The sequence below is a fragment of the Paenalicyclobacillus cellulosilyticus genome, assembly GCF_014647315.1.
GTDB classification, from domain to species: Bacteria; Bacillota; Bacilli; order Alicyclobacillales; family Alicyclobacillaceae; genus Alicyclobacillus_J; species Alicyclobacillus_J cellulosilyticus.
In genome coordinates this window covers 66491-82194 of sequence record NZ_BMOY01000007.1, presented here as the reverse complement: position 1 = coordinate 82194, position 15704 = coordinate 66491, and the positions used below count along the sequence as shown (strand labels likewise).

At 64.9% G+C, this 15704-nt stretch carries 12 protein-coding genes; 1 reads left to right on the top strand and 11 read right to left on the bottom strand.

What is annotated here, in order from left to right:
• Positions 1–237: 237 nt before the first annotated feature.
• From IEX97_RS03680 to IEX97_RS03630, 11 genes are all read right to left on the bottom strand, one after another.
• Positions 238–1116 carry a carbohydrate ABC transporter permease gene (locus IEX97_RS03680; protein WP_188881198.1) on the bottom strand — a complete coding sequence of 293 codons (879 nt, stop codon included), beginning with the start codon at positions 1114–1116 and terminating at the stop codon, positions 238–240.
• The gene (locus tag IEX97_RS03675; protein WP_229776344.1) at positions 1113–2027 is read right to left on the bottom strand and encodes a carbohydrate ABC transporter permease; all 915 of its coding nucleotides are present in this window, start codon (positions 2025–2027) and stop codon (positions 1113–1115) included. The genes IEX97_RS03680 and IEX97_RS03675 overlap by 4 nt, the downstream gene beginning before the upstream one ends.
• 77 nt (positions 2028–2104) lie before the next feature.
• Positions 2105–3412 carry an ABC transporter substrate-binding protein gene (locus IEX97_RS03670; RefSeq protein ID WP_188881197.1) on the bottom strand — a complete coding sequence of 436 codons (1308 nt, stop codon included), beginning with the start codon at positions 3410–3412 and terminating at the stop codon, positions 2105–2107.
• Between the two features lie 173 nt (positions 3413–3585).
• Positions 3586–4719, bottom strand: a complete 1134-nt coding sequence (locus IEX97_RS03665) for an ROK family transcriptional regulator (protein WP_188881196.1) — start codon at positions 4717–4719, stop codon at positions 3586–3588.
• Between the two features lie 143 nt (positions 4720–4862).
• Positions 4863–5678: an alpha/beta hydrolase gene (locus tag IEX97_RS03660; RefSeq protein WP_188881211.1), complete on the bottom strand. Its 816-nt coding sequence runs from the start codon at positions 5676–5678 to the stop codon at positions 4863–4865.
• A 27-nt stretch (positions 5679–5705) separates the two neighbouring features.
• Positions 5706–6824 carry an alpha/beta hydrolase family protein gene (locus IEX97_RS03655; RefSeq protein WP_188881195.1) on the bottom strand — a complete coding sequence of 373 codons (1119 nt, stop codon included), beginning with the start codon at positions 6822–6824 and terminating at the stop codon, positions 5706–5708.
• Positions 6825–6866: 42 nt separating this feature from the next.
• Positions 6867–7997 (bottom strand): DUF6807 domain-containing protein, encoded by a 1131-nt coding sequence (locus tag IEX97_RS03650; RefSeq protein ID WP_188881194.1) that lies wholly within the window; start codon positions 7995–7997, stop codon positions 6867–6869.
• A gap of 103 nt (positions 7998–8100) precedes the next feature.
• Positions 8101–8949, bottom strand: a complete 849-nt coding sequence (locus tag IEX97_RS03645; RefSeq protein WP_188881193.1) for a sugar phosphate isomerase/epimerase family protein — start codon at positions 8947–8949, stop codon at positions 8101–8103.
• Positions 8950–8952: 3 nt separating this feature from the next.
• Positions 8953–12564 (bottom strand): glycosyl hydrolase, encoded by a 3612-nt coding sequence (locus IEX97_RS03640; protein ID WP_188881192.1) that lies wholly within the window; start codon positions 12562–12564, stop codon positions 8953–8955.
• A gap of 36 nt (positions 12565–12600) precedes the next feature.
• On the bottom strand, positions 12601–13674 hold the full coding sequence (locus IEX97_RS03635) for a Gfo/Idh/MocA family protein (RefSeq protein WP_188881190.1): 1074 nt from the start codon (positions 13672–13674) through the stop codon (positions 12601–12603).
• 31 nt (positions 13675–13705) lie between these two features.
• The gene (locus IEX97_RS03630) at positions 13706–14401 is read right to left on the bottom strand and encodes a GntR family transcriptional regulator (protein WP_188881189.1); all 696 of its coding nucleotides are present in this window, start codon (positions 14399–14401) and stop codon (positions 13706–13708) included.
• A 109-nt stretch (positions 14402–14510) separates the two neighbouring features.
• Between IEX97_RS03630 and IEX97_RS03625 the strand changes: the two genes are divergently transcribed.
• On the top strand, positions 14511–15686 hold the full coding sequence (locus IEX97_RS03625) for a Gfo/Idh/MocA family protein (protein WP_188881187.1): 1176 nt from the start codon (positions 14511–14513) through the stop codon (positions 15684–15686).
• Positions 15687–15704: the final 18 nt, after the last annotated feature.

Genomic DNA, 15704 nt, shown 5'->3' with positions numbered 1-15704 from the left:
GCGCAGGTCGTTTCCATATCTGATCAAATTTACAAATGATCGCGCTTTCATAGAACCATATATAGGGAATCCGCGTCAGTCCCATCATTCCCGCAAGTCTTCATTCTGATTTCCAGTTCACCAAACTGCGACGTGGCGCGGAATCTGTGTCCTTCGGTGTCACAATGGGGTTTTCGGGCATGCGGTGAACGCGCACCTGCACCAGTTGCACCTGCGCCCCCTCCTTCTTTATAGACATTATCCTTTCGTGCCGGTCATCGTGATGCCTTGCACGAAGTAGCGTTGACCGAGGAAGAAGATGATGAGCATCGGCAGGATCACGACGACCGACGCCGCCATGATCAGGTTCCAGTCGGTGTGGAACGAACCCTGAAATTGGGTCAACCCCAGTTGCAGCGTATACTTCGCCTGGTCGTTCAGATACAACAGGGGCGACAGAAAGTCGTTCCACGCCCCCTGGAACGAGAAGATGGCCACCGCCGTCAACGCGGGCTTGATCTGCGGCAGCACGATGGTGGTGAAGATCCGAAACGTGCCCGCGCCGTCAATGCGCGCCGCCTCCTCAAGCTCGGGCGGGATGGTCATGAAAAACTGGCGCAGGAGAAACACGTAGAACGCGCTGCCGAAGAACGCCGGCACCGTGAGCGGCAGAAACGTGTTGATCCAGCCGAGATCGTGATACATGATGAACTGCGGCACCAGCAGCACCTGGCTTGGGATCATCATGGTGGACAACAAGAGCATGAACAGGATGCGCCGGCCCGGGAAGCGAAACCGCGCGAAGCCGTACGCCACCAACGAACACGACACCACGTTGCCCACCACGTTGACCACGGCGATGAGCAAGGTGTTGAGCGCGTAGAGCCCGAACGGCAGCGTGGTGAGCGCCTGCTTGAAGTTGCCCCATTCCGGGTGCTTCGGCCACCAGACCGGCGGAAAGACGAACACCTCGCTGCTCGACTTGAGCGCGCTCGAGACCATCCAGAACAGCGGCACGAGGAACAGCGCGGACAGCGCCGTCAACAGCGCATAGATGAAGACGCGATACACCCGCTGTGCCACCGGCATTCGCTTCCGCCGCACCGGCACCGCCGTCCCGGCAGAGACCGCGCTCATTCCCGCTCACCTCCGTAGTAGACCCACATGGACGAGCTCTTGAACACCAAGAGCGTCAACGCCAGCACGATGAAGAACATCACCCAGGCCAAGGCGGACGCATAGCCCATGTGCAACTCCGAGAACCCTTGGATGTAAATGTTCAGCGCGTAGAACAGGCCGGCGTTGTTCACGCCCGCTCCGGAACCGTAACCGGATCCCATGACGTACGCCTGGGTGAAGTAGCTGAACGCCCCGATGATGCCCATCACCAGGTTGAAGAACAGCACCGGCGAGATCATCGGCAGCGTGACGTACCGGAACTTCGCCCAGACGCCCGCCCCGTCGATCACGGCCGCTTCATACAGGCTCTGTGGCACGTCCTGCAGCCCTGCCAGGAGGATGATCATGGCGCCGCCCACGCCCCATACGCTCATCACGATGTAGGCGGGCACGGTCCACTGCGGCGTGATCAGCCACTGCGGTTGCGGCAGGCCGAAAAAGGCCAACAGCCGGTTCAGGATGCCGTAGGACGGATTGAGGATCCAGTTCCACAGCACCGACACCGCGACCGGCGGCAACACGCACGGCAAGTAGAACAGCGTGCGGTACAGCCGCATCATGCGGACCTTCTGATTCAGCAGGATGGCCAACAACAACGCGACCAATAAGTCCAGCGGAACCGAGACGATGGCGTAGTAAAACGTCACCCCGAGCGATGTCCAAAAGTCCGGGTCATGCACCATCTGGACGTAGTTTTGCACGCCGATGAAGTGGGCCGGTTGCAACAGGCTGTAGTCGGTGAAGCTCAGGTACAACGACGCCACCAACGGACCGGCCACGAACACGATGAACCCGATGATCCACGGACTGATGAACGCATACCCGAGGACCGCCTCCCGCCTGCGCAGCGCGTTGGACTGGCGTTTCAAGCGAATCCCCCCTGGTCAAAGCACACCTCCGGGCGCGGGCCCGGAGGTGTTGCGTACCACAGATTCTTGCCGCCTGCTTACGGCTTGAGGGCCTTCTGCAAATCCTGGGCGGCCTTCTGCGCCAACTGCTGCGGCGTGTCCTTCGTGCCGCTCAGGATGGGCTGGTAGATGTCGTTGGTCAACGCGGTCCAGTACTGGTTCATGTTCGGCACCAGCCGCGGTGCCCGCGCGTACTGCATCGAATCCAGGATCACCGGGATGCGGTCTTTCGGCGTGTGTCCGCCCGGCGCATCCGGGATGGAGATCTGATCCAGGTGCGCAGCGTACTGCTTGACCGGCGGGACAATCTTCCAGTGATCAATCGCGTCAAGCAGCGCGGCGTACGCCTTGACCAAGGTGTCCTTGTCGACCTTGGAGTGGGCATAGATGCCGAGATCCGCCAGCCACAGGAACGTGGCGTGCTGGGTGCCCATCGGCATTTCGGCGATCTTGGCGGTGAAGCCTTGGGTCTTGTAGTTGCCGTCCGCCGCGCCGCCCGCGAACATCGCCACCCGGCCCTGCACGAACAGGTCCTCGATGTTGACGTTCGCCAGCTCCGCCAGCGGCGGGACGACCTTCTCGTCCACCATCTGTTTCATCAGCTTGATGCCTTTGACGGCGTTCGGCGAATTGATGGTGCTCTGGGTCAGGTTCTTGTTCCAGAAGTCACCGCCGTACGACCAGACGTACATCTCCACCGGCGGCCAACCGTTGGCTTGCAGGTACCCGTAGATGTGCTTCGCCGGATTGGTGAGCTTCTTCGCGTCCTGCATGAACTGGTCCCAGGTCCAGTTCTTCGTCGGCAGCGGGACGTGCGCCTCTTGGAACAGTTTCGGGTTGTAATACATCACCACCGGCTGCGCGATCCACGGGAAGCCGTAGTAATGGCCGTTCGGACCGCGATCGGCCGTCAGGGTGTTCTGGAAGTAGTTGGCCGGATTCAGCACGATGTACTTGTTCTTGTACTTCTGAATGTACGGCGTCAGGTCCAGCAACACGCCCTGCTTGATGTAGGTCGGGACGTTGCTGTCGGTCATGTAGAAGATGTCGGGCGCCGCACTGCCGCCGGCCGCCAGGTACGTGTTCAGTTTCTGGTCGTAGTTGGCCGGGACGTTCAGGTTCTTGATGAAGAATTCGTTCTTGTGTTGCTGGTTGATCTTGTTGATGATGGCCTGCAGTTCGCTGTTCTCCTGCGCGCCGCCCCACGACATGAACGTGATGGTGGGCACTGCCGCGCGCTTGGCCTTGGCCTGCGCATCGAGCGTCTTCGCCGTGCCGACGGCACCTGCCGCGACCACTGCCGCCGCCAATGCGGTCGCCGAAGCCACTTTGGTCGCCTTCTTCACCTGTGACACCCCTTTTCATATGTTTGTGATCCTGAACCCGCTTACACCTGGAAGCCCACACTGAGCTGACGCGCGGGTCGCCGGCGGTCGCGGGCGGCGCCTTGGCGTCCGCCCGTCCCGCCCGCGATACTAATTAAACTTTATTAATAAAATACACCCCACTGTGCAGCCTGTCAACCTATCACTTGCGTGTGGTCGTAGACGTGTTGCAAGACCAGCGTCGCGGCACCGACCGCGACCGCCCGGCTGCCAAACTGCGTGACGACAATCGGGATCCTGCGCGCAGGCATCCACGCCTCAATCCGCCGCTGCGTCTCCTCCACCATGAACGGATCGGCAAAAAAGGTGTGTCCGCCGAGGATGACCATGCTCGGGTCGATGACGTGCACCAGATTGATGATCCCAGCCGCCATGAAATCGAGCGCGCGCCGGACGATGTCCGCTTCGGGTGCCAGCCCCTCCTTCGCGCGTCGGATGACCGCTTCCAGCAACGACGGTTCCGGATGTCCGCGCGACAGCGTCAACCCCTTGGCCGCGCGCACCGCATTCAGGATGGCCACCGCATCCCCGCTCGACGCGAGCGTCTTCGGTTCGCCGTCCTCGAAGGTGACGATGGTGCGGGAAAACTCACCTGCGGCATCGTGATCGCCCTTGTAAATGGAACCGTTGACCGCGATGCCGGCACCGACGCCAATCTCCGACAGCACGAACACCAGGTGTCTGGCCTCCTGGCCGAGCCCGAACCACATCTCGCCGAGGACGGCCGCATTGGCGTCGTTTTCCAGCCATGCGGTCATGCCGAGCTCGCTCTCGATGGCGTCGACCACCGGTTCCTGATGCCAGTCGCGGAACTCGTCCGAGTTGGGGAACGACGGCGCAGCCAAGCCGACTCCGATGACGTCTTCCATCCGGTAGCCGTAGGCTTCAATCCAACGCGCCACATGCTCCACCAACGCCCGGACCCCGTCGATCTCGTCGGCGTCCACCTCGTGGTACTGACGAATTTCGCCGAGCAGGTTGACAAACGCGACCCGCACCCGCAGGCGGCCCAGTTCCACCCCCACCGCCACCGGCGTGTGTGGGTTCACCTCCACCAGCTTCGGCGGGCGCCCCATCGACGACTCCGCATAACCGACCTCGCGCAACCACCCTTGCTCCAACAGCGCGTCGACAATCCGGATGACCGTCGGCTGCGTCAGCCCTGTCTCCATGCCGATCTCCGGCCGGGACACTCTCCCTCGCATGCGGATAACATTGAGGACCCTGCGCTCATTCACCTTGCGCAACACGGTAGGCAAGACCTTCATGTCGATGTGAATGGCTCCTTCTCGCGCGATTTTGCGGAGGATGAACGCAGGTTTTCTCCGCGGGCCCTGGTCGGGAAGACACGCGATGCCCGACCGCCGGGCCCTGATTTTGTTCTTGATTGTAATGCCCGCATGGAGGGCGGTCAACTCGGACTCGGCACGGTCTTTCCTCCAAAATCGAGTTGAAACAGCCAACGTGCGCATGCGGCCCGCCACGCGCCGACCGCCGCATCCTCCTCCGCCAGGCCGAGTCCGTGGCGCCCGTGCGGATAAATATGCAACTCGAACGGCACCTTGGCGCGGCTGAGCGCTTGTGCAAACAACAAGCTGTTTTCGACCGGCACCCCTGCGTCGTCCGCCGTGTGCCAGATGAATGCGGGCGGCATGCGCGCCGTGACTTGACGTTCTATCGAAAGCAGCTCGCGCAGGGATTCATCCGGCGCATCGCCCAAGAGGTTACGCAGTGACCCCTCGTGGCGGTATTCGCCGAACGTGATGACCGGATAACAGAGGATGAGCGCATCCGGGTGGCAGGGCAGCTTGTCGATCTCGTCCTGCGGTTTGTACGTCTGGAGGTTGTGGTGTGCGGCGAGCGTCGCCGCCAAGTGTCCGCCGGCGGAAAACCCCATCACCGCGACCCGATCCGCCCGTATCCCCAAATCTGCAGCGTGGTAACGGACCCAGCGCACCGCGCGTTGCGCATCCGCGAGCGGCACTGGGTGCCTGTACGGCGCCACGCGGTAATCGACCACACATGCCGAAACCCCTATCTCGTTGAGCCATCTAGCCACCGGCTCTCCCTCATGAGGCGCTCGTCTCGCGTATCCCCCGCCGGGAAAGATGAGGACGGCGCCTCCAGCGCGCCGTGTCGCGGGCACAAGATACGGCCGGATGACCGGTCGATCTTCGGCACCATCCCCGCGGGCAAACGGATCGTCGCTGGGCCAAAGCGGAAACATGGACACGTAAAGATACCTCCAACCTTCCTAACTTTGCAATTGCTCCGCCAACCATGCAAACGACCGCTCGCCCCATATCTCATGGCGGCCAGGGAAGATGTGGTAGTCGAACCTGTCCTCGCAACCTGCGCGGCGGTAGATCTCCTTGACGCGGGCCACCGCTTCCGTGGTCCCCGCCAATGGGAATATGGGATCATCCGCCCCGGATTCGATGAACAGCGGCCGCGGCGCGATGAGCCCGAGGATGTCGGGCAGTTCGGCGTCCTCGAGCAGTCCGGGAATGTAGTTGCAGATGCAGTGCGGCATCGCCAGGATGCTCTGTTGAAAGGTGTTCGCGTAGATGCCGACCACTGCGGCCCGCACCCGCAAGTCGAGGGCGGCGAACAGGGTCGTGACCATGCCGCCGCCGGAATACCCGATGCTGCCGATGCGTTCCGGATCTACTTCCGGGCGCGTCTGCAAATAGTCGGCGGCGCGCATCGCTTCGGCCACGCGCAACCCGGCCAAGGTGCGTCCGGCCATCAACAGCGAGACGGATAGCGAGAAACAGGAGTTGGGTGCGTTCGGATCACGCCGCAGGTCCCGCTGCAACCGGCGGTCGCCGAAACCTGCGATTTCCGGCACCATGACGACAAGCCCCCGCCGTGCGAGCGCACTGGCCACGTTGTCCCCCAGGCGTCCGGCAGGTGCGGCGGGCCATCCGTCCCCCGCCAGTCCCACCATCGTGCGGCTGCCCGGGCCATGGCCGTGCCACAACAAGACGCCCGGCAACCGCTCGCCCGGTGTGAGCCCGTTGGGGACGACCACATATGCCGGCATGCGCAGGCCGCCTACCGTGGAAAACTCGATCCGCTCGCGCACCACGTCGCCGGCTGTGACCCGTTCCAGCACCACAGGCGCGAGCGGGCCGTTCAATGGACCAAAGGCACTCAGGCCCAGCCGCTGTCGCAGCCGGGCCCTTCGCGTGCCCGCGCCCTCCATGTCCGCGTGCGCGTGCACATGCGCCGCCTCGGTCGGCCGCGTCGGGGCATCTTCCGCAAAGGTCTCTCGGTCTGCGCCGCTGCCCTCGCCCTTGCGCGCGGCCGCTGTGCGCTGCGCTGCGAGCGTTTGGTACATCTGCTCCAGGAATTCGTCAGGCGCCCACATCCTGCACCCTCCTCCTGCACGCTGCCGCGGCACCCACGTCCATCACACCCATGCCGCCTGCGGCGGATGCACGTAGTCCAGGTACGCCTGGGCCACACCCGCAGCGTGGACGTCCCCGTCGTGGAAATACAACCGGTACCGGTACCGGCGCGACCCACCGGCCGGGATGTGCACCTCGCCGCGGAAGAACAGGTTGTTCGGCGCCATCAAGCCGTAGTCGCGCACATGCCAATGCGTCGGATACCCGTCGTTCTCCGGGTGGTCCATCACGGCAATCCCGGCCATCCCGCCGCCGAGCGGACCGGAGTAGTCGCACCAGTGGGCACGCCGCCCCCAGCACTCCGCCTCGCCGATGGCACCGTAGGCGTTGGTGATGACCCCGCCGGCATCCGCCTTGATGCTGTCGGCCACGCGCACGCCGAGCGGGCCCGCTTCCTTGGTGCGCCCCAGGGTCACGTCACCGTACCGGGCATAGAGCGTGAAATCGATGTCCACCACCCGCCGCCCTGCCTCAGTGCGGTAAAACGTCCACGTCCGAACGTCATCCATCAACGGGCGTCCGTCGAAATCGGTCCACACGTTCTCCGTCTGAATGGTGCCGAACACCGGCCCGGACGTGCAGCGGATGGCGGTCTGCCGCTGCCACCCGAACCGCCCGGCCGGTTCGTTCCATGTGTCTGTCCCGTTCACATCCCCGATGCCCAGCCACACCGAGCGGTGGTGCGGGTGCTCCCTGGTGGCAAAGTCAAGGCGTGTCCAGCTCTCACCGCCAGGATGCAGCAAGGGTCCCAGAAATGGCTTGGCGACCGCGGGATCGAACACGTAGAACGTGAACAACTGGCCGTCGATCACCACCTCGACCTGGTCCTGGCGGGTGACCATCACGACGCCGTCCGTGTCGCCCGCTCCCGCCAGGCTGGCTGCCTCCTCCGGGCGCCCCTGCGGCTCAAAGCGAACGGTCCACACCCGTTCCTCCCCGGCCGGGATGTCATCGACCACCAGATGCAACACCCGCCGCCCGTCGGCCTCGGCCACCTGAAACGGGACGGCGCGGCCCGCTTCGTCCCGCACCTCGGCGATGTCCCCCGCCTCGTCGGCCGGCCAGTCCACCTTGAGCACCACGCGCCGCCTGGCATGCGGCCCTGCGCTGATACGCAACCGCCGCTCCTGCATACGCTTTCCTCCTCCATGTTCGTGGTTGACGCCTCGCCCCCAAGGGCGAGGCAGGTGGGCAGGTGGTACGCGCACCCCACCGCAGCGCTTTCACCACACCCGGTTAACGGCCATCGACCGCCTGGGCCCACGCGCTGCGCAGGTACGCGGCCGCCTGCCCGACTTCCGCCGCGAAATCATCAAACCGGCACTCGATGGCCACCGTCCCGTCGTAGCCGATGGCCCGCAGCTGCCGGAAGAATCCCGGCACATCGACATCCTCCGCCACCGGCAACCCCGGCGCGCGGCGCTCCGCATTCGCCACATGGACATGCACGAGCAAGTCCTGCACCCCGTCCAGCACGGAAAACGCCTCTCGCTCCAAGTGCATGTGGTAGAGGTCCGCCAAGACCCGGATGTGCGCCCAATCGCCGTCCCGCACCAGCCGGATCGCCTCAGAGACGGTGAAGATCACGTTGGTCTCCCCACGGTTGAGCGGCTCCACCGCCACCACCAAACCGTAGCGGCCGGCGAGTTGGTCGCACAGGCTGAGGAACGCGCGCAACTGATGCCAAGCCCGCTCATGCGGGAACCCGTCCGGGATGCTGCGCGCCCGGCCGCTGCCAAACACGATGCACTCCCCGCCCAAGGCCGCGACGCGCGCCATCACCCGCTCCACATAATCCCGTACCCGCGGCAGGTCCACCTCGGGTCCCACAAGCGGCAGCGCCGGCGGAATGAAGCTGTTGACCGCCCGCACCGGCACGCCGGCCGCCGCCACGGCCTGTGCCAGATCGGCAAATGTAGGCTCATCGAGGTCGGCCAACAATCCGGCCGTCAATTCTGCAAAATCGTACCCGCAGGCGTGCAGCACCTGCAACGATTCGCGCAGGGCCGTCACCCTGCCGTCCTGCGCCGCCGCACCCACCTGCGGCACGAACGATCCCGCCGTCAAACAACATCCGAGTTGCATCGCTCACCCGTCCCCCTCGTGCCATGCGTCCGTCACCGGGCGCATGCGGTGTTCCTTTGCATCAAAGTACATACCCTCCAACAGCGGCGCCAACGACGTCCTGATGGTCAGCTGGAATGGATTCGCACCCTGTTTCACAAAGCTGCGCAGCAGCTGCCAACGGTACGGCGCCCACGGGCGTACGCCCACCGCGACACCATTCCACGTCAGCTCGGCACACTCGGCAAATTCCGGCGGCCACCCGTCCCATGCCAGCCAAAACACCTCCGCATCCGGTAGATCCTTGATCTCCACCGTGCCCGCCAAGGTCAAGGTGCCGGCGTAATGCGGCAGCCCCGGCAGCGGGCGGGCCGAGAAACCCACCTCGGCCGGGACGGCCGTCAACACCGGCTCCCCGCCGCGGTATACGACACCGAAGCGGCCCGCCAGGTACAGCGGATCGACCAACCCGTCGCTGTCCTGCGCCGCCGTCACCAGCACGAGCAGACGGTTGCGGCCCGGACGCAGCCAGGGACGGACATCCACCCCGATGCGGGCGTGATCGTAGGAAGAGACAGGCTGCATCATCGCACGCGTGATGAGGTGGTCGTTGACAAAGACCTGCCACGCGCCGCGGATGGCACCTTGGTCCATCTGGAGCGACACCTCGTCGGGACACACTTCGACGTCAAACTCCGCCAGATAGGCACAGGTGACAGGATAGCGGACGGTTATGCGCAGCGGCGTTCCGAACACCTGGTGGAACGACACCGGCAGCACCGGGGCTTCGCCGTCCGCCACCTGATGCAGCCAAGGCTTGACCTCGACCCACGGCCCCTCTGCCGCCGCGCCCGCAAGGACGGACGTTGGGTTTGGGCCTTCGGCTCCCGGCCGCCAGGCAAAGCGGAAACGCCCGAGACGAAGCGCGTTGGGTTGGTGCAGCGTGAGGGACAACCGGGACGGCAAGGGCACGCGCACCACCGGCAGATCCTCGCCTGTGCGCATGAGGGGTTCGATGGCGTCCAACAAGAGCGGCGTTCCACACAGCACCCGCCGCGGCGCCCGCGGCACAGACAGCGGCGTAACCTCCGCTGACCGCCCCCCGGCAAGCGGCAATCCGCCGGCCTTTGCAGGCGATGGTGTTGGCGTCTGCGCAGAGGTCTCAACCGGGTGGTGCGCTTCTGTGGCCGTTTGGGTACCTGCCTCCGTGGCCGCTTGGGTGCCGGCTTCCGCGAACACTCGGGTTCCGGCTTCCGTCCGCCAGCGCAAAAGGACCGACTCGTACGGGCCGAGCCGCACCGGTATGCGCAGGATGCCCCGCTCGTCCGCCACCTCGGTCAGATATGGCGCTTGCGTCCCCGCTTCCAGGTCCCACCGCTCCACCTGTGCCTGCACTCCCGCCTGCCCGCTCGCCTGAAGCATATCGCCCTGCCCGGACAGGCCCGCGCCGGGGGCCACGGTGACGCACAGCGTCCAGGCCACCTCGCGCCCTTCCTGATTGGACACAAACACCAAGCCCGATCCGTCCGCCAACACCCGATGGTGCAGCAGGCAGGCTGCGCGCTGCTCTGGCTGACCCTCTGCGTACACCGGAAGCCCGGCTTCCTGCCGCAGGCGTTCGATGAGGACCAAAGCCGCATTCGCTGTGCGCAGACTGCCCTCGGTGGCGAGGAAGTACGTGCGGTGCGGGCCGCGCCACCAACAAGGCTTTGCCGCCGTCGCGGCCGGGTTCACCGCAGTCGCGTCCCCCTCGGCCAGTGCTGCCGCGGGCGCGGGCGAGGATGCGCGGCCCGGCTGCCAGTACGCCGCCATCCCTTCCGCCGGCACGCCGAACCAGGCCGCCACGTTCGATGCCAAGCCGTCGTGGCCCGCCTCTGTTGCGTCCACCACCGGCAGGTGGCCGGCCGCCAACACCAAGCCGCCTTGCGCGGCAAACGCTTGGATCTGGTGCCACGCCGCCTGTTCCAGGTGGGTGAACGGCGGCAGCAGCAGCGCGCGGTACACCGCATCCCCCAGGCGGATGCAGCCGTCTTCCACGCGCGCCGCGGCCAGCAGTTCGGGGTCGAGATGGTCGAAGTCGAGCGGGTCCTGCGCCAGGGCGGTGCACAAGTATCGCCAGTCCTCCCGCAGCTGCTGCGCCCGGCTCGTACCCTGTCCTTCCGCCCATTCGCTGGTGGTGGGGGTCAGGACCGCCAGGACGGCACCAGGCCGGCCTTGGCTGAGGGCATAGCTGAGCCGGCCCGCATAGTCGGCCAAAAGGCGAAAGCGGGGCCAATACGGATTCTGAAAGAACTGGGACGGGGGCGCGTCATGCTTGGCCAACCCATCCAGGGTATAGAAAAACGCATGAAAATTGAAGAAATTGATCCCCATCGCCGCCAGCCTGTCCAGCATCCACTTGGCATCCTGCAAGGTCATCGACCAGCCGACGCTGTGGAAACACTCGATGAGCGCCCGCCGGCTGCCCAGCTGGTGCGCCAGCGAACTGACCGCCTTGGGGTCGTTGCGGAAGCTCCCGGTGTACTCATCGAGAATCCATGCCAAGGAACGCCCGAGCTTCTCGTGGGCGGAGTCCCCGCCCGGAATGTGGCTGTAGAGCTGGCCCGACATGCGCAGAGCGGGGACCTCGGCCACATACATCAAACCATGCTGGTCGCACCACGCCCGGACGGCCCGGTGATACGTCTCGCGCAACAGCAAGTGCGCGGCCTGCATGTACCGGTACCGGAAGCGGGCCGCCGCGGCCGCCTCCGCCGCGTCCGCCCCGTCCGACACCAGCCAGTGCAGCGATTCGGCGGGATGGCTGCCGTACATTTCGTAAAAGTACGCCGGCAGCCGGGGCGACCACGGGATGCGGCCGAGGTAATGGACCTCGTCGGTGAACACCCCTTGCACGATGGTACCGAAGTAGTCACCCACCGTCTCCGCGTAGCGGTCGTGCGTCAGGCGCAAAAAGGTCTGCACCGCTTCGGGGTGGCACGGATCGACGAACGTACCATAATACTTAAAGTCCCGGACCACCTCCTCGACGAACACCAACACCTGCCAGCGGCCGGACGGTACCCGCCACCGCAAGCGCTTCACCGGACCATACGTGAAAAACCGCTTCTGGTTGTACCGCGTGAGCCCCGTCTTTTGAAACACCACCTCCGCCTGGTGATTGCCGAAATACCCGCGCAGGTCCACCGCCCTGCTCCAACGCGGCCGGTCCATCTCGTCCAGCGGCGCCGCCTTGGCGTACACCACCCGGCCAAACGGGAAGGTTTCCTCCCAATCCGCGGGTCCCGCAAGTTGAAAGTGGTACGGCTTAAGCACGCGATGGACCGCGTCCGGGTGTTCCAGCACCACCTCACCGCCCGCAATCCCGCTCGGATACGGATATTCATCGTACAACCAGACCTTCAGGCCGTGCCGGGCCGCCGTCTCCACCGCGTGGCGCACCGCCTCGAACCAGGCGGCCGACAGATAGGGGATGGCGAGCCCCTGGCGCGGGCAGAGGAAGAACCCGCCGACCCCTTGTGCCGCCATCTCGCGGATCTGCCAGGCGACACGGTCCGGGTCCATGTCGCCGTTCCAAAACCAAAACGGCATGATGCGAAACTCCGCCGGCGGTTTCAGAAACCGGTACGCTTCCACACCATTCTCCTCCTTGCGCGACAGACCCCCGCGGCGTTACGCTCCAGTGGTTATGCCGGCTGCCGCCCGCACCTCGGCCACCGTCACCGGGCGGCCCGTCCGGGCCGATTCGTAGATGGCGGTGATGACTTCCATCGGCTTGAGGCCCTCTTCCCCGTTGACCACCGGTTCGCGATCGTTGGCGATGGCATCGAGCATGTCGAGAAACTGCCGCCGATGCGACAAGCCCCATTCCTTCCGGCCCGGCCCGACCTGTTCCGCCCAGTTGACGACGCCTTCTTTGGGCACCTCGTCGGAAGCGGGATCGCGGCAATACAGCTTTTGGAGCAGGTCATCTTCGATCACCGCCGTGCCGAGCGTGCCAAACACCTCAATGCGCGTCGGCAGCTGCGGGTAGGCGCTGGTGGTCGCGGCGATGGTCCCCAGTGCGCCGTTGGCAAAACGCACCGCCACCACGGCGACGTCCTCGACCTCGATGCGTGCGTGCGTCGCCGTCGCCGTGTACGCACTCACCTCCGCCACGTCGCCGACGAGGTGCTGGACCACGTCGATGGTGTGCAGGGCCTGGATCATCAACACGCCGCCCCCGTCCATCGCCCAGGTGCCTGCCCAAGGAGCGCGATCGTAGTAGGATTGCGGCCGGTACCAGTTGACGGCCGCTTCCACCAAGACAGGCCGCCCAAGCTTTCCTTGCGCCAGCCATTCGCGCACGCGGATGGTCGCATCGTCGAAGCGGTGCTGGGAGATGACGCACAGTTTCACACCCTCGCTGCGGCAGACCTCCACCACCTGACGCGCCTTGTTCAGGGTGACGTCGAGCGGCTTCTCCACAATGACGTGCTTGCCGGCCCGAGCGGCCGCGATGGCGATCTCGCCGTGCGTGCCGCTCGGGGTGCAGATGGTGACGATGTCCACATCGTCCCGCCGCAGGACCTCGCGGTAGTCGGTATACCACGGCGCCCCGGCCCGCTCGCCCAACGCGCGCGCCCGCGCCTCGTCCACATCCACCACGGCCACCACCCGGGCGCCGTCGATGGCGCGGATTTGCTCCACATGCGTGCGGCTGATGGCCCCGCCGCCGATGACGGCAAAACGAAACGTACTCCCCATGCCCGTCGTCTCCTTCGTTCCGGATGATGGCCTATTCCCTGCGTGCACACGGCATCGGCTCGCCGTGAAGGTAGGCCATGTAGCACTGAAGGGCGGTGCGGTTGTGCGCCCGCGCCAAGCGTTCGGCCTCCGCGGCCGCCCCGTGGCGCATGGCGTCGAGAATCGCCCGGTGTTCCTCATGCGAAGGGATGAGGTGGGCGACAAACACTTCCTTGAAGAAGTGGTTGCGAATGCGCTGCCAGCGCAGCATGATGCGCTCGGTCATCTCCACGAGCAGAGGCATGCCGGTGCAGCTGGCGATGCTGCGGTGGAACCGCTCGTTCATGTCTCCCCATAAATCGTACTGCTCGCGGCGCAGGATGTCGTCCATCTCCTTCCACATCGCTTCCAGCTCCGCCAGTTGTCCGGGGCCAATCCGCTCCGTGGCAACCCGGGCCGCGACGCCTTCCAACCCTTCTTTCAGCGTGAACGTTTCGACGATGGACGCCTCCGACAGCGGCGACACCACCGCACCCACGTGCGGCTTGTGCTCAATCCAGCCTTCCACATGGAGCAGGCGCAGCGCTTCCCGCACCGGAATGGGACTGACGTCGAAGCGCATGGCGAGATCGCGCAAGAGCAAGCGTTCGCCGGGCCTGAGTTGGCCACGGATGATGGCATCCCGCAGCGCTTGATAGACGACCTCCTGTTTGGTCGCGTAATTTTTGGTGAACGCCAGGTTTTCCATGTTGGATTCCTTCTCTTTCATTTTGATAGTTATATTTTATATAATATCACAAACGATTGTGCAACTCCGATCCGGGGTGTGCTGGAAGTGAGAACAGGAGGTCGCCGCAATGAAAAGCATCGGCATCATCATGAACGGTGTCACCGGCCGCATGGGCACGCGCCAACACCTGGAGCGGTCCATCGTGGCCATCCGCAGGCAGGGCGGCATCCGTTTGCCAAACGGCGAGACACTCATGCCCGAACCCATCCTGGTCGGCCGCAACGAACAAAAACTGCGGGCGCTCGCCGCACGTTACCAGATTGACCGCTGGACCACGGACCTCGACGCCGCGCTGTCCGATCCGTTCTACGAAATCTACTTCGACGCGCAAGCGACGCCGCTGCGCGCCGCGAGCGTCGCCGCCGCCATCCGCGCCGGCAAGCACGTCTACTGCGAGAAGCCGGTGGCGGAAAACCTCGCACAGGCGCTCGATCTCGTCCGCTTGGCGCGATTGCGAGGCGTCAAGACGGGTGTCGTCCAGGACAAGTTGTTCCTCCCCGGATTCCTCATCCTCAAGCGGCTCATCGACAGCGGCTTCTTCGGCCGCATCCTGTCGGTGCGGGGCGAATTCGGGTACTGGGTGTTTGAAGGCGACCTCATCCCGGCCCAGCGGCCGTCCTGGAATTACCGCAAGGAAGACGGCGGCGGCATCATCGTCGATATGGTCTGCCACTGGCGCTATCTGCTCGACCACCTGTTCGGAGGTGTGGAGGCCGTCTCCTGTATCGGCGCCACCCACATCCCGCGCAGATGGGACGAGGAAGGGCGCCCGTACGAGGTCACCGCGGACGACGCGGCCTACACCACCTTCCAACTGCCGGGTGGCGTCATCGCTCACATCAACGCCTCCTGGTGCACCCGCGTCAACCGGGACGAATTGTTCGAGCTGCAGGTGGATGGGACGGAAGGCAGCGCCGTCGCCGGGTTGCGCCGCTGCAAGGTCCAGCACCGGGCCCACACGCCGCGGGCCGTCTGGAACCCGGACCTGCCGGATGCGAATGACTACCGGGCACAGTGGGTGGAAGTGCCGCCGGCCGAGGAGCCGGAGAACGCGTTTAAGGCACAGTGGGAGATGTTCCTCAAGCACGTGGTGATGGATGCCCCGCACCCGCACGACCTGTTGGCCGGTGCCAAGGGGGTGCAGCTGGCGGAGCTCGCCCTGCGCTCCTGGGCGGAGCGGCGGTGGATCGACGTGCCGGACCTGGAGGAAGCGCTGGCGGCACCTGCATCGTCCACCCTGTGAGATGTCACAACCAAGGAG